Below are 19,660 nucleotides of genomic sequence, written 5' to 3' on the forward strand. Positions count from 1 at the left end.
CTATCAGCCCATCAGGTCAAAGTGAGCGAAATCCTGCTCGATGCAGCGATCCAGCAGCGCCAGGTAATCGGCTTTCACTTTCAGCTTGGTCTGCTTGTGTGCAGTCATGTTTAGCTGTTTCATCTGGGTAGCCACAGCCAGCGCACGCTCCATCAGCTGTTCCGGGGCGACCGCCTCGTCCAGGAAGCCGGCCGCAATGGCGCCTTCCGGGTTAAAGATCTCGGCATTCACCACAGAACGGTAGAAGTAAGGCGCAGGCATGCGATGACGGGCGATCTCGATGCCGGCGTGGTGCATGGTCATGCCAATAGCCACTTCATTCAGGCCCAACTTGAAGCTGCCTTCCACCCCAACCCGGTAATCCACAGACAGCAGGATAAACGCACCCTTGGCAATGGCATGGCCGCTGCAGGCCGCAATCACCGGCCGCGGGAAGGCTGACAGGCGACGGGTGAGGGTTGAGCCCACTTTCACCAGGGCCATGGCCTCTTTCGGGCCTTTCTGCATTTCTTTCAGGTCGTAGCCGCCGGAGAACATACCGGGCTGGCCGGTCAGGATCACAATGGCCTTGTCCTGCTCGGCCTGGTCAAGGGCGGCATTCAGCCCCTCAAAAACCTCGTGGCTCAGGGCATTGGCCTTGCCGTTGTTCAGGGTGATGGTGGCAATGCCATCATTCAGTTCGTAAGTTACGAGTTCTGTCACCTGGATATCCTCATGTACTGCGTTTTATTTAAGTGAGTGTTTGTTAACTTTATAGCTTACGGCTTCTGCGGTAAACCCACGCCAGGCCCAGCAAGGCCAATCCGAGCCCCATAAAGGCAGCAACCCGCCAGAGCCCCTGCAAGCCAGACATATCCACCAGGAAAATCTTGGCAATTACCACGCCCAGCAGCGCCATGCCAACCTTGTGCAACATCAGGCTATGGTTTCGGGCAGACCATAGAATGGCCACCACCGCATACAGCATGCCCACCACCGAGTAAGTGTAGAGCTCACCTTCGCCCATGCCGTGCTGGAGGGCCATGGCACTGCCCTGCCAGAGCTGGCGGATTTCCAGGGCGGTAAATAACAGGAACGCCGCACCGGCCACCGCAAGCGCCCAATGCCGGGGTACCAGTTCCCGATAACGGCTAACCACCAGTGCCAGCAGCACCGGTGCGCCATAGGCCAGTAACAGCAGGTTGAAGACAGGCGTTTCGCCAATCACCCAGCTGGTCCACCAGGGATTATGAGCCACAACCGCCACCAGGTAACTTAACCCGGCCATGGCCAGCAAAATCCACGCAAACAACCGATACAGCCAGGCCAGAGTCTCGCTGGCTCGGGCGCGAATCACATAGACCACACTCACAGAGCCCCAGAGCAGCGTATTGATAGCTGCCTCGGTCAGGCTGTAGTCCCGAACAAAGATGTCACCGTCGTACAGCGCAAAACGCAGGGCCACCCCCATAAACAAAACAACCAGGTGCAACGACGCACCCTCCAGCCACGGGCGAATAGCACCGCTGCGCCCGGCCAGCCAGGTTGCCGCTACCGCAAAGCCGGCAGCACCGACGTAGGTCAGCAGCGTCCAGTGGCTGGCCGCCTGATAGTTGTCCAGCCAGGGATTAAAGGTCAGCCGAGCCACCACAACGGCCAGCACCAGTTTTAACAGCCAGTACAGCTCCGATGCCTGATACCGGCGGGCCAGCCACACCAGGCTGACAAACTGCGCTGCCAGCGCCAAGGTAAGCGAGGCTTCCTGCAGCCACATGACCACCGCCAGAGAGTAACTGGCGTGTGCTGCCAGCAGGGCCCAGACCAACCCGGCACGCCACTCACTGCGCTGCTCCAGCCGCCAGGCCAGAGCGCCATAAACACCACCAGCGAACAAGGAAACCAGGGCCCAGGCGCCAGACGCTTCGCCTGCCGGCACCAACAACAACCAACCCAGCAGCAACCAGATAACCGGTGCCAGCATCACCAGTGAGGCCCAGCGCCTGAGCTGCAATTGCTGTCGCCACTGCCAGAGCCCGGACATCAGGGTAATGACGGCGGCCAGCATCAAGTAAGTGAGGAATATTCCGTGCTGCTCTTCGGCGAGGGTAACCAGCAGAAACTCTCCCGAAGCCTTAGCCGCAAACCCGAGCCAACCCACAACGGTTGCCAGCACCGCCAGCCAGGGCAAGTACCAGAAAGCCCCGCGCCCGGAAGGCGAGAGAATTGCCACCGGCAATATAAACAACCAGGCCAGAAACAGCGGCTCTGTAGCCGGTTGCTGGTAAATGGACACAGCCCAGGCTGCCAGCAGGGCAATCAATGCTTCACGACGACGCTCTCCGGAAAGACTGACTTCACCGGGCCACATGGAAAACAGCACAAACAACGCCGAAAGGTAGCCCGCAGTCGCCAGCATTGCGGCCGAGCCCATACCCGCCAATAACCACCACCCCAGAGCGCCCAGCAGCGTGCCATACCAGAGCCAGTCACGGTAAACGCGCCGCATCAACAACATGGAGCTTAGGGTAATCAGAAAGCTGTAGCTCAGCACGAACAGGACGCTGCCGCCTTCGCCGCCCACCAGCAAAGGCACCACATAGGCACCAAACAGCCCCATCACGGCCAGTAACGGGCCGTGCACCAAGGCCAGCGCCATGGTCGCCAGAGAGACGACTGCCAGCAGTATCAACCCGGTAACGGGGCCGATAAGCTCATAATGGCGGACACCCGCCAGCAAGGCTGCATAAAGGGTAATACTGCCACCACCGGCCAGAGCTGCGAACACCTGGTCGGTGCCCGTATGGCGCCGGCGCAGATATTCCGCACCGGCATGCAGTGCCAGGCCACTCAACAGAGCCAGCGCAAATTGCTGAACCGGGCCAATCAGGCCTGCGCTGATGGAATGGCTGACCATGAAAATTCCGGCCAGGCTTACACTCAGGCCACCCAGCCAAACCATCCAGTTTGCTTTCAGGGCGTTGATCAGCCGGGTTTCAAGGGAAAGTTGCCGGGGTTGCGGCGGCGGTGTAGGAGTAGCCTGGGGAGGATTTTCTTCCGGAACAACCTGAGATTCTGCTTGTGCAGGATAAACGGGCGCAGCCGCAGGCGCCTGCTCGGGTGCCAGGTCTGCCGTTGCTTGCGCAAATTCTCCGAAAGCATTCCCGCTCTTGAGGGCGGCAAGCTCCTGCCGGAGAGTTGCGACTTCACGGCTCAGCGCTTCAACACGGGAGGCGTGCCGGTCACGCTGGCGAAACGCCAGAAAGCCCAGCAGCGAACCGACCGGCACCAGCAGGGCAGCGCCGGCCACAAGGATAATGAAAATGAATTCCAAACGACGATTCCTTGTCTACTGAAAAAATCAGGGCTGAACCCGGCCCGACTCCGGCACCAGGCAATTCATCATGGTAATCGAAACATCCCGGAAAACTGCTTCTGATGTCACGTTGTTCGGAAAGTTATCGTAAATTGCCCTTCGGCAGGTGGAGGTACGGGACTCCGCCCGCTCCACGCAGTCATCAAACCGTTCTCCGCTACCCCCGGTTGCCTGGGCGCAGACTTCCGGAATCTGTGTAACAGCCCAGTCCACCACGTCACTGCGCTTGGCCGGGCTGGCACCCAGGTTGGTGTACCTGGCCGGGTCCTCAGGGGCTGGCTCGTCCTGCATCTGATCCCACAGCACATACAACAACGCACCAGCCACCAGTACAACCGTTACGGCAGGAAACCTCATCCCGCCTGCCCTTGGATCTGGGCCTCACTCATGGCACCGCAGTTGCCATCGGCGGCAAGTTTATCAACAGGCACCCGGTTTGCCTTATGGCAGTGGGGACACACCACAAGTTTGGTTTCGACGGACATACGCATTCCTCTTGTCAGCTAATGACCGGTGTTACTGGATGGGCTGGCAACCGCGCATCGCCAATGCAATATTCGCGCTGGCTTTGATTTCTTCGTAGTACTTGGACGCCTGGTTCACGCCCATATCGGCATAGCTACCGGCGGCGGGGCTGATCACCCGACCCAGGTCAGCCAGGGCACTGGCAGACTGCCGATCGCGCTCATAGGCATCAAAGGCCTGATAGATCTCAACGCAGGTAACGCCGTCTCCGTCGGTGGCCGCTGAGGTCATGTAACCGGAAGTCTGGCAGCCGGCCAGCAGGGCTGTGGCTGCAATCGCAAACATAAATGCAGGTTTCACGCTTGATTCTCTCCGAATATCTGAGTGGTGTAATGAATAATCACGGATGCCAGCCCAAAAGGTTCCTAACCTTCCTTCAGCTGTTGCATAAACCGTTCTATTTCCGATTCTATTTCGGCCAGGCGCTGCTGCCACTCGGCTTTGTAGGCGGCAAATTCCTCACCTAATTCACCCAGCTGCAACTGGGTCTTTGCGGCCACAACGGTGCTTTCGGCCAATGCCTGAAGGTCCGCCTCTTCCAGTTTTTGCTGCTGCACTTCAAGCTGGGTAACGGCCTCATTCAGCGTGCGCCGGTCTTTCGAAGAGGCCGAAGGATTGGCTTTCAGCGCCTCTCGCAATGACTGGGACCAGGCTTCCATTTGTTGCCCCAGCTGCTCACCATACTCTTCTGCCAGGCCCGAGAATTCACTACTCATCTGTGCGGCTTGCTGCTGAAGCTCCTGCCCCATCAGCTGAAGTTCCTGTGCCAGCTCATCGGATTGCTGTGCCCAGCGGACTTTAAGATCCTCGCCCAGCTTTTCCAGCTGGCCAACCAGGCTGCCCCACACCGGGCCATCTTCCAGGGCGTCGCCGGTGCGGTAGTAGTCCACCAGCCATTCATCCCCCTGGCGCACCAGGTAGGTGACCGTTTCAACCGCTTCATCACGCCCCTCCAGCCCGCTCAGGGTGGTGGTTACCCGGGCAACCTGCTCATCAATAACAACGCGGCCCCAGGCCACTTGCACGTTCTTCCAGTTCTCGCCAAAACTGTCGAACGCAGCCTCGTCGACCAGCGTGGAGTAGTCGCTGGCGTCACCGGCATCGCCTTCAACAACCGCCTGCCAGAAGGCTTCAGAAACTTCCTGCGGAGATTCCGGCCCGGAGCAGCCCGCCAACAAGGCAACACTGGCCGCCAGCAATGTCATCAGAAATGTCTTCAACATGGTAAAACGTCTCTTGCTTCAGGTTATGCCCGTTATCCTACACCAATCGGAGCCGTGGCAACCGTCACGGGGAGCCTGGAAACCGGCGTGATGTGATAGGGTAAGCGTAACGAAATCAGGAACCTCTTGTGCATGCGCATTCGAATTACCCACCAGAGAATCACCATTGCCCTGCAACTGATACTCCTGGCCGAGGCGGTGTTTGCTGTAATCGGCCAGCGCTGGTTCACTGCCTTCCTGACCAGCATGATCATTGCCATTACCTTTTTCCCGGTTTTGTTTGAGCGGCGTTTCCGCATTCACATTCCACCGGGACTGCAGCTGGCGGCCATCGGCTTTGTGTTCGCGTCCCTGTTTCTGGGCGAAATTCGCGACTACTACACCCGCTTCTGGTGGTGGGACATGGCCCTGCACACCACTTCGGGCTTCCTGCTTGGCATCCTCGGTTTTTTGCTGGTGCATATCATGAACGAAACCGAGAAGCTCCAGATGCACCTGAAGCCGGGCTTTGTTGCCCTCTTTGCCTTCATGTTTGCCCTGGGCATTGGGGCCCTGTGGGAGGTCTTCGAATTCACCATGGATTCATTATTCGGAATGAACATGCAAAAACCCATGCTGGGGGATCCATCCGGGCTGACCGATACCATGTGGGACCTGATTGTGGATGCCATTGGTGCCCTGATCATTTCGACCCTGGGCTGGCGTTACCTGAAGAATCCGGACGAGGCCTCGTTCCTGGAGCGGTGGATTGATGCCTTTATCGAACGTAACCCCCGCTTTTTCCGGCGCTGAGGAAGCCCATGCTGAAAATCTCCAACGCCGTTGAACTGGCAGACTGGGAAATTGAGATCACCCAGATACGCGCCCAGGGCGCGGGCGGGCAGAACGTCAACAAGGTTGCCTCTGCCGTTCACCTCCGGTTCGATATCCAGAACTCCAGCCTGCCGCCGTTCTACAAGGAGCGGCTGATGGCGTTGTCTGACCAGCGAATCAGCAAAGACGGCATCATCGTGATCAAAGCGCAGTCCTTCCGCACCCTGGAGCTAAACAAGGACGATGCCCTTCAGCGCCTGAAAGAGTTGATCCAGGAGGCGGTAAAGCAACAGAAAGCCCGCCGCCCCACCAAGCCAACCAAGGGCTCCCAACGTCGGCGTGTGGACAACAAAACCAAAAAAGGTAAAACCAAGGCGCTCAGGGGAAAAGTGCAGCTTTGATATCCCCGGCGCCTGAGTGATCAATTTATCCACAGCAGAGCAGCGAAAAAAGATGGCACTGCCCTACTACCTCGGTTGTCCCCAGTGGCAAGATCCGAACTGGAACAACCAGCTGCCACCCGGCGGCACTCCCCTGGCGCGCTATGCCCGGGTGTTCAACACCGTTGAGGGCAACACCACCTTCTACGCCAGCCCCAGCCGGGATCAGTGTCTGCAATGGCGGCAGCAGGTGCCGGACAGCTTCCGCTTCCTGTTCAAACTGCCCCGAGCCATCACGCACGAACGCTTTCTCACCGGCGTGGGCGATGAGCTGGATACTTTTCTATCGCTGATTGAGCCGCTAAACGATGTGCTGGGCCCCATGATGCTGCAGCTACCCGCCGGCTTTGGCCCTCAGCGGCTAGATCAGCTCTGGCGGTTCCTGGATACCGCACCCAAGTTTCTTCACTGGACTGTAGAAGTCCGCCACCCGGCATTTTTCGCCAAGGGTGAAGAGGAACGGACATTGAACCAGGGTTTGCGGGCCCGAAAGCTGGCAAGGATGGTTCTTGATAGCCGGGCGTTGTTCTCTGCCACGCCCGACTGTGAATCAACCATCGATGCCCAGCGCAAGAAGCCCAGAGTTCCGGTGCACATCCTGCCCAGCGACGCGGCGCCGGTGATTCGCTACATAGGCCATCCCGACCTGGAAACCAACCGAACCTTTCTTGCGCCCTGGGTAGATCGCGTGGCTGCCTGGATTGAGGCTGGCATTCAGCCCTATGTATTCATGCACATGCCAGACAACGGCCATGCGGTGGAGCTGGCTGCGTTGTGGACCGAATTGCTGCGGGAGAAGATTCCAGAACTGGAAGCACTGCCGGTAGAGCTGACTACGCCGCAGATCGGGTTGTTCTAGAATTCAACCCTGCACCAATTTGGATAGGGCTCGGTGATCCCGCACCAATTCCATGCATAAACCGCAGTCCCGGGGCTCCGCAACCCAAGAAATTGTGCAATATGCACAATGAGTACCCGGAGCCTGCAGGCTTTTACCTGCCCGAATCCGGAAATGGCATGAAGGTTGCGAACGCTTGTCGTGATGACTAACGATACGGAGAAATCACCATGACTACTCAGGCAACCCCGCAAGAGCAGGACTACCCCCTAAGCCCGGTGCCCATGGATCAACGCAAAAGCGTCTGGTCCATGGGGCTGGTACTGCTGGGCTTCACCTTTTTCACCGCTACCATGTGGGCCGGCGGCACCGTTGGTGTGGCCTTTGATTTTTCCACCATGCTGATGGTACTCGCAGCAGGTAACCTGCTACTGGGAATCTATGCCGCTGTACTGGGCTACATTGCAGCCAGGAGTGGTCTCAACACCGCCCTTATGAGCCGCTTCACCTTTGGAGAAATGGGCAGCAAGCTGTCGGATATCATCCTTGGCTTCACCCAGATTGGCTGGTACGCCTGGGGCACCGCCACCATGGCCATACTGTTAGTGAAACTGACCGGCATGCCGGAGAGCCTGACCACCCCGCTGATGGTCCTGTTCGGGTTCGGTTTCTGCGTCACGGCCTTTATCGGCTATCGCGGCCTTGAGTGGCTGTCCCGGGTGGCCGTGCCCGCCATGATTATTCTGGTAGCCGTCAGCATGACCATGGCCACCTCGGATGCCGGCGGGCTGGCCGGTTTACTGGCGATCACTCCATCCAGTGAGATGACGGTTGCGGCGGCTATCACCCTGGTGTTCGGCACCTTTGTCAGTGGCGGTACACAGGCCACCAACTGGACCCGCTTCGCCAAATCCGGAAAGACTGCCGTCATCGCCACACTACTGGCGTTTTTCCTGGGCAACGGCCTGATGACCCTGATCGGCGCCTTCGGTGCCCTGGTTTATCAACAGGCCGACATTGTCGATATCATGGTCGCGCAGGGGCTGGCAACACTGGGCATTCTGATGCTGTTCCTGAACCTCTGGACCACCCAGGACAACACCGTCTATAACTTTGCTGTCGCAGGCTGCAACCTGGTCCGTACCCGCCGCCGCAAACTGGTCACCATTGTCGGGGCCGGCATCGGCACCGTCCTGGCGGTCATGGGCATGTACCAGTGGCTGATTCCATTTCTTGTCCTACTGGGCACCTTTATCCCGCCCATCGGCGGCGTCATCATGGCCAGCTACTTTGTCGGCTATAAACGCCAGTACCCGAACCTGGCCACAACAACACTGCCCGCGTTCAACGTACCCGGCCTTGCCGCTTACGCGATTGGCTCCGCAGCCGCCTACACCTCGCCCTGGATTGCGCCGATTGTCGGTGTGCTGGTGGCCGCATTCAGCTACAGCCTGGTACTTGTGGTTTCTCAGGCAGTGCTGGAACGCCGGGCCATGGTGATGGGAACCGCATAAATGGCCCTACAGTGCATCGATGTACCCAAGCTCCCGGGGCTGAGCACCATCCGGATCCGGGGTGGCGATGCCGCCGCCGGCAATCCGGTACGCTGGCCCTACCTCGCTGAAAACCGCTCCTTCAAGGACTGGGTCAAAGGTGGTGAACTGGTGTTTGTCACCGGCATCAGCCGGCATCGCAGCCCCCAGAACCTGGCGGAATGCCTGTACGAAGGCAAAGCTTGCAACATCGCCGGGCTGGTCGTTCTCAAAGGAGATGCGTACATTGGCCAGTTACCGAACAGTCTGTGCCAACTGGCCGACGATCTGGCGCTTCCGTTGTTTGAACAGCCCTATTCCCTGCCCATGGTCGAGGTGACTGAAATCATCGGCAGGGCGATTGTCCGGGCTGAGCACACAAACGGTGGAAACGTTGATACCGAACTTCTCGCTGGTTCAGCAGACCTGTTAGAGGCCTGGGTCAGCTGTCGCGGCAACCAGAGCGCCATGGCAGAAACCCTGAGCTGCCACCGGAACACCGTTCGTAACCGGATGAACCAACTATCCGATGGCCTGGCCAGTGACGCCGACAGCTCAGACAATTTCAAATCACTGCTCATGGCCCACCTGCTGTTTAACCCTGAACCGCCGGTGCGCCAACACCAGGAGACAAAATGACCGAACAAGTGAACGCAATCATAAACGCCCGCCTGCCGCGCAAGGATGGACTGTACAAACTCACCATTGCCGGCGGGCGCTTCACCAACATTCTCCCGATGCCAGGGCCCGCCGCCGCTGGGGACAACGAACTGGATGCCGCCGGCAACCTGGTTACGCCGGCCTTTGTCGAACCCCACATCCACCTGGATGCTGCCATGACCGCCGGTGAACCCCGCTGGAACCAGAGCGGCACTCTGTTTGAAGGCATTGAGTGCTGGGCCGAGCGCAAAGCCATGCTGTCCCATGAAGATGTGATCAAACGGGCCACCGAAACCCTTAAGCTGTTTGCCACCCACGGTATCCAGTACGTGCGCACCCATGTGGATGTAACCGACCCAAACCTGACGGCCCTCAAGGCCATGCTGGAAGTGCGAGAACAGACCGCCGGATTGGTCGACCTGCAGATCGTAGCTTTTCCACAGGAAGGCATCCTGTCCTTCAAGAATGGCCGAGAGCTGATGGAAGAGGCGGTGCGACTGGGTGCCGATGTGGTAGGCGGCATCCCCCACTTCGAGTTCACCCGGGATTACGGCGCCGAGTCTGTGCGCTGGCTGATGGAGCTGGCCCACAAGAACGACCGGCTGGTGGATGTCCATTGCGATGAAATTGACGACCCGGAATCCCGGTTCCTGGAAGTGCTTGCCGCTGAAGCCCTACGCCTGGATTACGGATCCCGGGTAACCGCCAGCCACACCTGTGCCATGGGCTCTTACAACGATGCCTACTGCAGCCGGCTGTTCCGCTTACTGAAAAAATCCGGCCTTCGGTTCCTATCCATGCCCACCGAAAGCCTGCACCTGCAAGGCCGTTTCGATGGCTACCCTAAGCGCCGCGGCCTGACCCGCGTACCGGAACTACTGGACGCCGGCCTGAAAGTCGCCTTCGGCCAGGACTCCATTCGCGACCCCTGGTATCCCATCGGCAATGGCAACATGCTGCGCACCCTGGACGTCGGCCTGCACGCCTGCCATATGTTGGGCATGAGCCAGATCGAAAAATCGCTGGAGCTCATCACCGATAACGGCGCCGCCGCGCTGGACCTTCAGGACTACGGCATTGAAGAAGGACTACCGGCCCGGTGTATCGTGCAGCAGGGACAAACCCCCTATGAAGTTTTGATGGGGCAGCAACCCGTGCTGGCGTCTGTCCGGGACGGGAAATTGCTGATCAAGAGGGATATGATGAAATATGAAACTGACTTGAGCCTTTGAAGGCGGAAACGCGTTATGCCAAGGCTGTTTTTCGGACTGGAGATACCCGAGGCCGTCAAGGCGAGCCTCCTGCAGATGAAAACACAGGTAGCCGGGGCTCGCTGGCAAAGCCGTGGACAACTGCACCTGACCCTGGCATTCCTCGGCCAGGTCGAAGAGCCGCAGGTGGCTCTGGCCTGCGACCTGGCACGGGGTGTTACCCAATCACCCTTTGAACTCAATGTGCAGGGACTGGGTTGCTTCGGTTCCCCGGAGAGCCCGAAAATTCTCTGGGCTGGAGTATCGCCGGAAGACCAACTTCGGGAGTTCCAACAAAACCTCGCAAACCGACTCACCAACAACGGGTTTACGCTAAAAAACCCAAGCTTCAAACCTCACATAACAATCAGTCGATTCCGCCCACCGACCGGTTCGGTGGCGTCACTGCTTGAGGGCCACAGGAACACTTCATTCGGCACCATGCCGGTCAAGGACTTCGTGCTGTTCGAAAGCACACCCGGTGCAAGTGGCTCGGTGTATACGGTACTTGAGCGGTTTGTATTGACGACCCATACCGATTGACGCATTACAGCTGTTCAAGATATTTGAGCCCGGAGAGCTGGTTCATCTGCTGCTGAATCCAGACCACCCGTTCCTGCACATAAGCTGTGGGTGCCGTTACGCTCAACACTTTTGGATTGGGCAGCACGGCGGCCAAACGGGCAGCCTGGGTCTGGGATAATTGGCGGGCAGGTTTGCCGAAGTAGATCTGGCTGGCGGCCTCTACTCCGTAGATTCCGGGCCCGAATTCCGCAATATTCAGGTAAACCTCCAGCACCCGTTCCTTTGGCCACAGGCCATCAATCCCCAGTGCCAGCACGGCTTCAAGCGCCTTGCGAACAAAGCTGCGACCATTCCAGAGAAACAGGTTCTTGGCGGTTTGCTGGGTAATGGTGCTGGCGCCCCGCAAGCCCTCTCCGGCCTTGTACTCGGATACTGCCTTGCGGATGGCCTCGAAATCCACCCCGGCATGATAGGGGAACCGCTGATCTTCACTGGCAACCACCGCCAGCGGCATCCAGGGTGAAATCTCCGCCATGGGCACCCATTCCTGCCGAAGCGGCTCTGGCGCAGTGCCAAGCTGATAGGTCAGCATAAAGGCGGAGGTGGGCGGGTTCACAACCCGGAACAACAGGATGGTCAGAAAAAACAGCGCTAAAACGGCGCCGAATGCCATGGCTAGCAGGCGCAGGGATTTACGAACAAAAGACCTTTTGGCCATAGCCGGAACCTGTCGTACTCGGTTAAACATGCCTCAAACAGACATTACATGTTAGCCGACACGACAGGCCGTGGCGGTTACGATATGGAAAGCCTTAACGCGCAGGAATAAACCGGCCGTCGCCCGGCTCAGCCCCATCACCCCCACCCGCAAATCGCTATGGCCCAGAAAGCTGACCACATTCGGGCCCAGAGGCACCTGTTTGATGTGCTCCACCCACTGTTTAGGGGTAGACCAGGTTTTATGTGCCTTCAGAATCGGCAATACCCGCCCCCGGGGGCACGGTTTCTACGCGGGGCCAGCTTACTACCTACTTCGCCATGTGCGCCACATAAGCTGCGGTAAAGGCGGTTTCCTGAAAGGCCTTCAAGCCGGTTTCAGCAAACGGAATGGGTAACGGGTTCGAAGCCAGTGTGGATTTAATCAGGGAAGACGGCAGCAACCGGACTTCCGGCTCGTTTCCGGCCATCAGTTGAATCGTCGCCTCCAGCTTGAAGCTGATGGCCCCGCCGGCGAACTTGCCCTTGGGCATCCGCTCCTTGATCGCCACACACCCAACCTCGTGTTCAGCCATCAGGGCCGCGAATTCAGCCTGAAACTGTTTCAGGTCTTCGCGGGTATGGTTTTTGCGCAGCGACAGCTTGCGAACCTTACACTCCGGCAGGCTGAATTGCCCGCGGTCGAGATTCAGCAAACACACCACCGCATCGCTGCCGGTCAGTTCAACGCCACATACAATCATTTTAGTTTCCTTAACCTGTCGCTGTTAAACCAGCCGGGCATTCATGCTGTTGAGGGCGAGCCGCCGGGCCTGGTCTTCTGTCATACCGAGGCTGTCCCGCAGCGCGGTGAAGTTCTCCAGCACATAGCCACCGAAATACGCCGGGTCATCCGAGTTCACGGTCACATTCAAACCGCGTTCCAGCAGTTCAAGAATATTGTGCTGCGCCATATCCGGAAACACGCACAACTTGATATTAGACAGCGGGCAAACCGTTAACGGAACCTGCTCGTCCGCCAGCCTGTCGAGCAAGGCGGGATCTTCGGCCGCACGAACACCGTGGTCAATCCGGTTGACCTTGAGCAGGTCCAGAGCCTGCCAGATATACTCCGGCGGCCCTTCCTCGCCGGCATGGGCAACCGCCAGAAAGCCCTCGGCCCGGGCCTTGGCAAACACCCGCTCGAACTTGATGGGCGGATGACCCTTCTCGGAGCTGTCCAGCCCTACGGCAAAGAACTGATCCCGAAACGGCATGGCCTGCTGCAAGGTCTGAAAGGCTTCCTCTTCCGACAGATGGCGAAGAAAGCTCAGAATCAGCCCGCCGGTTATTCCCAGCTGTGCACGGCCGTCACGCAGTGCGGTGCTGATGCCTGTGATGGCGGCTTCGAATGGAATACCACGTTCGGTATGGGTTTGGGGATCAAAGAAAGGCTCAACGTGCACCACGCCCTGGGCATGGCATTTCTGCAGATAGGCCCAGGTAAGGTCATAGAAATCCTGCTCCGTGCGCAGAACGTTCGCACCCTGATAATACAGGTCCAGGAATTCCTGAAGGTTGTTGAAAGAATAAGCCTGCCGCAGTGCCTCTACATCGGCCCACGGCAGTTCAATATTGTTGCGCCGGGCAAGTGCAAACATCAGTTCCGGTTCAAGGGCACCCTCAAGGTGCAGGTGTAGCTCTGCTTTCGGCAAGGCTGTGAGCCAGGCATCATCCATAGTGATCTCCGGAGATTCAGGGAGGTAATCAGAACGCCATGAGTTCTTGCAGGTCCCGCTTGAGCTCATCCGGGGAGGTAATCCACAGCTCGCCCTGCCCACCGGGGAAGACGCCCACGTCCAGGCCATCGCGACTCAGGCCGGTTACCCACTTCCGGAAGAAATCCGGCAAAGAAACCGCTTTGGGAGAGAGATCGCCGGAGTCTTTGGCGTAGTCAGCAGCAAATTCTGAACCAGGCCAGACCGGCAGGTAAGCCACGCCATCTTCGTCGGAAACAATTTTCAGAAACTGGTTATCAGCATTGACCAGAATCCAGATTTCCCGCTCTTCAACAACGGCATCCAGGAAGTAATCGTATCGCTCCTCGCCGTCCATCTCGAGAATCTGCGCCAGGGGGTTATCGCTCATGAAGGCTCCATAAAATAACGCCACCGCCTGAAACGGCGGTGCTAAAACCGAAGCCTATCATGAATTCTGCCGAGGCAGCCCTGCTTACCCGGGAGTTAACTCCCGATCACCACACTACCGCTGCCGATGGTTACACCACCGCAAGACACGGCGCTGCCGGTAACGGCTGCAGGGATGCCATTAATCAGCACAGTAGCAGAACCCGCCGCTACGGCGCGGGGATGAGGCGGATGCTTGGGCTTGGAGTGCGGTGCCAGGGGATCGCCCACACGGGCGACAGGCTTACCATCAACCAGAACATCGGGGGAACCGGCAATCACCGGGGTGGGCGGAAACCCTTCATGGTCTGTGCCCAGGTCGCCCAACAAAACCACATTCTTACTCATTCCTTTGCTCCTTCAATCCGTGACGGAGAGTGTCCATAATTTTCTGACCTCACGGGTACCGTTGCAGTACCCGTGAAGCAGCAATGCTAAACACAAATTCGGCAATAACCAAGCCTTAACCGGCCAGCGCAGCCCGCACCATCTTGCTTAACTGTCCCATATCCACCCGGCCGGTTACCTGGGGGCGCAACTCGTTCATTACATTGCCCATGTCCTGCATGCCTTTGGCACCGGTCGAGCCGATGGCTGCACGAATCAAACCTTCAAGCTCTTCTTCGCTGAGCGCGGCGGGCATGAACTCTTCAATAATGGCCATTTCTGCCCGTTCTTTGTCCGCCAGCTCACCACGACCCGCTTCCTCATACTGGCTGGCCGCATCACGGCGCTGCTTGAGCATTTTATCCAGCACTTTCAGAACGTCGTCGTCGCCAAGCTCACGGCGCTCATCAATCTCGATCTGCTTCACCGCCGCCTGGGCCATGCGCAGTGTAACAAGCCGGTCCTTCTCCTTGTTGCGCATGGCATCTTTTACGGCGTTGCCAAGCTGTTCTTTTAGAGACGATTCCGCCATGGTGAGCTCCTGTTCTGTCAGTTGTGGAAGGCGCACATAATATCAAAGAACCGGCGACATACCGCGTATCGAACACTTCCCGGCTGTTTTGATTGGTGGTATTGGTTTCAACCTTCATCCTGAGAAATGGAAGAGTGCCCGGTGCCCCCAGAAGTGCTGGCGACGGCTGGCCGACGACGTTTTAGCATGCTTGCTGCATTCGTGATATAGGCAGAAGCAGAAATCAGGATGCGGACAAAAACGGGGCTGTCTCGGTTTCCCGAACTTTTATTAAGTTGTAATCGCCCCCATATTCGTTAGGATCATGCTATTTCCCACCCACCATCAGGACACCCTAATGAGCGCAATTTTCAAACAGTTTCTTCTTGTTTCAAGCATCTACCTGCTGGCCCCAGCCGCTAGCGCCTTCAGCCTGAACGATGCTCTCGCCACCGGCACACAAGCACTTTCGTCCACAACGGAAGTCACTGGCGAAGCCCAGCAGTTGGTGGGCCAGCTCCAGAATGACCTTGGTGTTACCAAGACCCAGGCCGTTGGCGGCACCGGAGCCCTGTTGCAGCTTGCACAGAATCAGCTGGGTACAGACGCCATGAGCAGTCTGACCAGCGAAGCTTCCGGCCTGTCCAGCCTGCTGGGCGGCGGTGGCGGGCTGGGTGAAAGCCTGCTGTCCAACGTGACTTCTATGGACGGTGTTCAGACCGCATTCTCGGCCCTTGGCATGGACGCAGGCATGATCCAGCAGTTTGTGCCGATTGTGATGGGATTCCTGGGTAACCAGGGAGTGGGCTCGTCGTTGCTGGGACAGCTGCAAAGCTTATGGGCACCAGCGCCGTAAGCTGAGTTCTGCCGGGGGTGCTCTGAACACCCCCGGATATAAGTATTTTCCCGTTTTCGAAAACTTTCCTATCTAATGCCTGAATCAGTGACTTTGCAGGCCAATATACCCCGCAAAGCGCCATCGGCGCTAATGTGAGTGAAAACTTGACCAAAAGCAGGTTGATAATGCCTGGAACGTGCAGGCTGAAGTCGACCAGCCACCAGGATGTGGCTGTTTTTTGATCAAGCTAGGGTCGCCAGGCAATAGCGGATTGCCCCGGCATGGTTTCCCGGGTGGTTTTAAGATATGGCCGTTGTCGAATTGGCTTATCCGGAGGAGGCGATTCCTTCGTAAAGATCTTGGTAAACGGCAAAGCCCGGACAGTGCCGGCCAAAGCGCAGGATCCACTGCCGGCCACTATGCACCAGGCGACAGGCCATGGTCATCAGTTCCTGCATCACCGTTCTCAGGCGACGGCGTTTGGCCGGGTGGCGCACCGGCGCATCCGGGCCGGTCAGCCTCAGGCCCATCCAGCGCAGCACGTTGTACCCCATCGTTGCGAAGGCCATGACCAGGTTGTTGGTGTCGAACTTGCCGGAGGGCAGGCGCTCCAGGTCCAGGTCGGTCTTGAACTCACTGTGAAACTGTTCGCTGGTGGCGTGGTCGCTATACAGCGCCATGACTTGTTGGTCACTGACCTCGTCGACTGGTAAGGAAGTAATCCAGCCTTCGAGGCTGACCTCCGGCTCCAGGTACAACTGGCCAGCGGCATCACTGGTGCGAACAGTGACCTTCACGATGCGGCGCAGACCGGGTTCGTCCGGAAGGTCTTCTGACAGAACCGCTTCCATCTTGCCGTCGCGCTCCAGTGTCCAGGCCTTCTGGGCCTGAGCCTTGTCCGCCCAGGCCAGGGGGTCCTGCTTGCGAGGGTTCCACTTGATCAGGAAGTCGATCTGGTCCTGCTCGCGCAGGAAGTCGCGATTGTCACAGGCATCGTGTGCACTGTCCAGACGCAGCAGGATGGGCTTGTCCGTCAGTGACCGGGCCCGGGGCAAAACCCGTTTGAGGGTATCCAGAAAACCATTATTGGCGTGCTGGCTGCCAGGGCGTAGCTCGCAACCCAGGCACCAGCCTTCCTGGCCCAGATACGCGGCAATGGGTGCATAGCCGTCGTAACCCTTGTAGGTGTAGCTGACACCCTCTTTATGGGTCTGGCTGTTGTCCATGGGAAAGACATCCATATCCAGGGCAACATGGCCCATCGCCAGTGGTGACACCGGCGCTTCGACGGACTGAAGAAATTCAACGCTGGCATCCTCCAGCAATGACGTCAGGGCTTGGGCATCTTCATCAAATCGCTGGCGCAAACGGGCTGAAGATGGCGACTGCTTGATGCCCATGGCCGATTTGAAGAACGGATCTGTTCGTACCGGCTCGGCCGCCTCGAAGTCGCTCTTGCCCAGCGTGATCAGGCCCAGGTAGGTGCGGATCAGCTCAATGTTCGGAATACCGTGGCGCTTGGCGACCGTGCGAGCGGTTTTGATAAGCGACGTGTGCCGGTTCAGGCAGTGGCCCACCAGGGCCAGCCCGCCATTGGGTGTATAGACTTCGGTTCGGGATTGCTGGAGAGTGAAGGTACGCATGAGCCGAAAGCACTGACTGGGTGAATGGATGTCAGGTGCTATTATATCGCTCTAAGCCTTGTTATTGCAGGCTTTGGGCGTGAGTTCAGCTCGTTGAAGTCACGGATTCAGGTTTATCATTGAGATAGTTGATGATCCGCTCGGTACTCGCATCGAGTTCAGCGGCAACGATCACCATCTGGTGAAAGCTATTGATTTCATCTTCTACCGGTGCCGCACCAAACTTAGCTTTGAACGCCTGATCAAAGGTTAGGTCTGGCAGGCGATGATTGGCTGCAAAGTCTGCGTAGATCTGAACAAACTTTTCGGACGAAAGATTCTCGACCCAAGCGGCATAATCAATGGTTTGAGCAACCACGTCCCGAGGCGTTTTGTGCTTCTTCAGTTCAATAATAATGATGGAGCCTGTGGCATCGATAGCCAGCAGGTCAATGTATTTCCCAAAATCGGTGTATACTTGGCGGCCAATCAACAACCAGTGATCACTGAGGATGGAGATATCCTTTGTGATTTGATCCTCAAGCAGATACTCGCGCTCCAGCTTCACCGTTGCCAGTGTCCCCCTCTGTCAGCCTAGTTGTCCAGTTGGCAATTTCGCCTGAATTTAGTCAGTAGGGGCGGCATGGGAGCATTCATGCCACGTTATTCCGAAGAACGTAAAGCCGCCGTGTTGAAGAAGTTGTTGCCACCGCAGAACCGGAGTGTGCTATCGGTTGCGGCAGAGGAAGGCATCTCCGATGTGACTCTGTATAGTTGGTTGAAACAGTGTCGACAACAAGGAATGCCCGTGCCAGGTAATCGTAATACCGGGGAAGACTGGTCCCCTGAAGCCAAGCTGGCCGTTGTAGTGGAAACGGCGGCAATGTCCGAAGCCGAGCTCAGTGCTTATTGCCGTGAGAAAGGCCTGTATCCAGAGCAGGTTCAGCGTTGGAAAGAAGCTTGCCTGCAAGGCGCTGGCATGCAGCCAGACCGGGACAAAGTTGCTCAGAAGCAACAAAGGGATGCCCGGAAAACCATCAAAAAACTGAAGGCCGAAGTGCGCCGCAAAGATAAAGCTCTGGCTGAGACAACGTCGCTTCTGGTGCTGTCAAAAAAGCTCGAAGCCTTGTACGGCGAAGATCCGGACAGCAGCGAGGACGACTGACGCCGCTGGATGAACGTGCAAGGCTCTTGGAACTGTTCGATGAAGCCGTTGCCGGTGGTGCAGCCCGATACAAGGCCGCAGAGTTGATCGATATGAGTGAGCGCACATTGAAGCGTTGGCGAGGTGCTAACGGCACCGTTGCAGAAGACCGGCGTCCGGAGGCAGAACGGGCTGAACAGCCCCATAAACTCACACAGGCCGAGGAGGTGGCCATTCTGAGTGCGTGTAATCAACCCGAGTACCGGAGTTTACCGCCCTCCCAGATCGTGCCGTCGCTGGCCGACAAGGGGCTTTATCTGGCATCGGAATCCTCGTTTTACCGGGTGTTGAAAAAGCACCAGCAACAAAACTACCGAGGGCGCATGAAGCCACCTCGCAAGGTGCCGGAACCGACCAGCTTCACGGCGACAGGCCCGAACCAGGTCTGGAGTTGGGACATTAGTTATTGTCCTTCAGCGATGCGTGGTCAGCACTGGTATCTCTACCTGATCATGGACATTTACAGCCGCAAGATCATTGCCTGGGAAATCCATGAAGCGGAGTCGGGAGAGCTGGCGAAAAAGCTGGTTGAACGCGCTCTGCTGCGAGAGGGCTGCTGGCACAACCCACCCGTGTTGCACTCTGATAATGGGGCGCCAATGACGTCTTATACGCTCAAGGCCCGGCTGGCCGATCTGGGCATGCTGATGTCGCACAGCCGCCCGAGAGTGAGCAACGATAATCCATACTCGGAATCGCTGTTTCGCACGGTCAAATACTGCCCGGAGTGGCCCTCAAAGGGCTTTAAATCGCTCACGGCTGTGCGTGAATGGATGCTGGCGTTTGAGTACGCCTACAACGAACGGCATCTGCACAGTGGCATCAACTTCGTGACACCGGCAGATCGGCATCGTGGTGTTGATCACCAGCGCCTGGCGAATCGTAAAATGGTTTATGAAAGAGCAAAGCGCCGGAATCCTCAGCGCTGGTCTGGCAATACCCGGAACTGGGAGGTCACCGGTCCGGTGTCGCTCAACCCCGGAAATCTACAGGAAGTTGAGCTCAATAAATTAGCTGCTTAGGTGCAGCTATTTGGACAACTGGGTTGAAAATCGCCG

23 protein-coding genes and 1 pseudogene are annotated in these 19,660 nt (G+C 57.7%); 9 read left to right on the plus strand and 15 right to left on the minus strand.

The window, feature by feature from the left end:
• Positions 1-3 precede the first annotated feature (3 nt).
• The 6 genes from AC13DJ_RS16105 to AC13DJ_RS16130 form a co-directional block, all read right to left on the minus strand.
• Positions 4-702, minus strand: coding sequence for a crotonase/enoyl-CoA hydratase family protein (locus tag AC13DJ_RS16105; protein ID WP_286815634.1), 699 nt, complete (start codon positions 700-702; stop codon positions 4-6).
• 49 nt (positions 703-751) lie between these two features.
• Positions 752-3,310, minus strand: coding sequence for a DUF2339 domain-containing protein (locus AC13DJ_RS16110; RefSeq protein WP_482933062.1), 2,559 nt, complete (start codon positions 3,308-3,310; stop codon positions 752-754).
• Between the two features lie 27 nt (positions 3,311-3,337).
• The gene (locus AC13DJ_RS16115; protein ID WP_482933061.1) at positions 3,338-3,709 is read right to left on the minus strand and encodes a hypothetical protein; all 372 of its coding nucleotides are present in this window, start codon (positions 3,707-3,709) and stop codon (positions 3,338-3,340) included.
• Positions 3,706-3,843 (minus strand): hypothetical protein, encoded by a 138-nt coding sequence (locus tag AC13DJ_RS16120; protein ID WP_474539940.1) that lies wholly within the window; start codon positions 3,841-3,843, stop codon positions 3,706-3,708. The genes AC13DJ_RS16115 and AC13DJ_RS16120 overlap by 4 nt, the downstream gene beginning before the upstream one ends.
• A 25-nt stretch (positions 3,844-3,868) precedes the next feature.
• The gene (locus AC13DJ_RS16125) at positions 3,869-4,177 is read right to left on the minus strand and encodes a hypothetical protein (RefSeq protein WP_474539941.1); all 309 of its coding nucleotides are present in this window, start codon (positions 4,175-4,177) and stop codon (positions 3,869-3,871) included.
• 65 nt (positions 4,178-4,242) lie between these two features.
• The gene (locus tag AC13DJ_RS16130; protein ID WP_474539942.1) at positions 4,243-5,100 is read right to left on the minus strand and encodes a nuclear transport factor 2 family protein; all 858 of its coding nucleotides are present in this window, start codon (positions 5,098-5,100) and stop codon (positions 4,243-4,245) included.
• 132 nt (positions 5,101-5,232) lie between these two features.
• Here AC13DJ_RS16130 and AC13DJ_RS16135 point away from each other — a divergent pair, with 132 nt between their 5' ends.
• The 7 genes from AC13DJ_RS16135 to thpR all read left to right on the plus strand — a co-directional run bounded on the left by AC13DJ_RS16135 (position 5,233) and on the right by thpR (position 11,176).
• On the plus strand, positions 5,233-5,892 hold the full coding sequence (locus AC13DJ_RS16135; RefSeq protein WP_288372065.1) for a DUF2238 domain-containing protein: 660 nt from the start codon (positions 5,233-5,235) through the stop codon (positions 5,890-5,892).
• 8 nt (positions 5,893-5,900) lie between these two features.
• A complete protein-coding gene (arfB, locus tag AC13DJ_RS16140; RefSeq protein ID WP_286815637.1) occupies positions 5,901-6,314 on the plus strand; it encodes an alternative ribosome rescue aminoacyl-tRNA hydrolase ArfB in 414 nt (137 codons plus the stop codon).
• 52 nt (positions 6,315-6,366) lie between these two features.
• Positions 6,367-7,212, plus strand: coding sequence for a DUF72 domain-containing protein (locus tag AC13DJ_RS16145; RefSeq protein ID WP_474543718.1), 846 nt, complete (start codon positions 6,367-6,369; stop codon positions 7,210-7,212).
• Positions 7,213-7,421: 209 nt separating this feature from the next.
• Positions 7,422-8,705 carry a cytosine permease gene (gene codB, locus AC13DJ_RS16150; protein WP_474539944.1) on the plus strand — a complete coding sequence of 428 codons (1,284 nt, stop codon included), beginning with the start codon at positions 7,422-7,424 and terminating at the stop codon, positions 8,703-8,705.
• Positions 8,706-9,362, plus strand: a complete 657-nt coding sequence (locus AC13DJ_RS16155) for a PucR family transcriptional regulator (protein ID WP_474539945.1) — start codon at positions 8,706-8,708, stop codon at positions 9,360-9,362.
• Positions 9,359-10,615: a cytosine deaminase gene (gene codA / locus AC13DJ_RS16160; protein WP_474539946.1), complete on the plus strand. Its 1,257-nt coding sequence runs from the start codon at positions 9,359-9,361 to the stop codon at positions 10,613-10,615. The genes AC13DJ_RS16155 and codA overlap by 4 nt, the downstream gene beginning before the upstream one ends.
• Before the next feature lie 15 nt (positions 10,616-10,630).
• The gene (gene thpR / locus AC13DJ_RS16165; protein ID WP_474539947.1) at positions 10,631-11,176 is read left to right on the plus strand and encodes an RNA 2',3'-cyclic phosphodiesterase; all 546 of its coding nucleotides are present in this window, start codon (positions 10,631-10,633) and stop codon (positions 11,174-11,176) included.
• A 4-nt stretch (positions 11,177-11,180) separates the two neighbouring features.
• Here thpR and mtgA read toward each other — a convergent pair whose 3' ends face one another.
• The 7 genes from mtgA to AC13DJ_RS16200 form a co-directional block, all read right to left on the minus strand.
• Complete coding sequence (mtgA, locus tag AC13DJ_RS16170; protein WP_474539948.1) at positions 11,181-11,876, minus strand: monofunctional biosynthetic peptidoglycan transglycosylase; 696 nt, start codon at positions 11,874-11,876, stop codon at positions 11,181-11,183.
• A gap of 51 nt (positions 11,877-11,927) precedes the next feature.
• Positions 11,928-12,140 (minus strand): hypothetical protein, encoded by a 213-nt coding sequence (locus AC13DJ_RS16175; RefSeq protein WP_474539949.1) that lies wholly within the window; start codon positions 12,138-12,140, stop codon positions 11,928-11,930.
• A 46-nt stretch (positions 12,141-12,186) separates the two neighbouring features.
• A complete protein-coding gene (locus AC13DJ_RS16180) occupies positions 12,187-12,618 on the minus strand; it encodes a DUF3010 family protein (protein WP_058341591.1) in 432 nt (143 codons plus the stop codon).
• Between the two features lie 24 nt (positions 12,619-12,642).
• Positions 12,643-13,593 carry an adenosine deaminase gene (locus AC13DJ_RS16185; RefSeq protein WP_199456714.1) on the minus strand — a complete coding sequence of 317 codons (951 nt, stop codon included), beginning with the start codon at positions 13,591-13,593 and terminating at the stop codon, positions 12,643-12,645.
• Between the two features lie 28 nt (positions 13,594-13,621).
• Complete coding sequence (locus AC13DJ_RS16190) at positions 13,622-14,002, minus strand: DUF2750 domain-containing protein (RefSeq protein WP_232901669.1); 381 nt, start codon at positions 14,000-14,002, stop codon at positions 13,622-13,624.
• 95 nt (positions 14,003-14,097) lie between these two features.
• Complete coding sequence (locus AC13DJ_RS16195) at positions 14,098-14,388, minus strand: type VI secretion system PAAR protein (RefSeq protein WP_022987917.1); 291 nt, start codon at positions 14,386-14,388, stop codon at positions 14,098-14,100.
• A gap of 115 nt (positions 14,389-14,503) precedes the next feature.
• Entirely contained in the window at positions 14,504-14,959 is a 456-nt protein-coding gene (locus AC13DJ_RS16200; protein ID WP_094623796.1) for a GatB/YqeY domain-containing protein, read from the minus strand.
• A gap of 337 nt (positions 14,960-15,296) precedes the next feature.
• Between AC13DJ_RS16200 and AC13DJ_RS16205 the strand changes: the two genes are divergently transcribed.
• Positions 15,297-15,794 carry a DUF2780 domain-containing protein gene (locus AC13DJ_RS16205; protein WP_474541232.1) on the plus strand — a complete coding sequence of 166 codons (498 nt, stop codon included), beginning with the start codon at positions 15,297-15,299 and terminating at the stop codon, positions 15,792-15,794.
• Between the two features lie 308 nt (positions 15,795-16,102).
• On the opposite strand, the gene AC13DJ_RS16210 is transcribed toward AC13DJ_RS16205, so the two are convergent.
• Together AC13DJ_RS16210 and AC13DJ_RS16215 are read right to left on the minus strand one after the other, a co-directional pair.
• Positions 16,103-17,419, minus strand: a complete 1,317-nt coding sequence (locus AC13DJ_RS16210) for an IS1380 family transposase (protein ID WP_482936985.1) — start codon at positions 17,417-17,419, stop codon at positions 16,103-16,105.
• Between the two features lie 85 nt (positions 17,420-17,504).
• Positions 17,505-17,966 carry an endonuclease NucS domain-containing protein gene (locus tag AC13DJ_RS16215; protein ID WP_482933774.1) on the minus strand — a complete coding sequence of 154 codons (462 nt, stop codon included), beginning with the start codon at positions 17,964-17,966 and terminating at the stop codon, positions 17,505-17,507.
• Between the two features lie 87 nt (positions 17,967-18,053).
• Between AC13DJ_RS16215 and AC13DJ_RS16220 the strand changes: the two are divergent.
• Positions 18,054-19,624: pseudogene (locus tag AC13DJ_RS16220) on the plus strand (IS3 family transposase).
• Positions 19,625-19,660: the final 36 nt, after the last annotated feature.

It is taken from the genome of Marinobacter sp. L-46, from assembly GCF_056859535.1.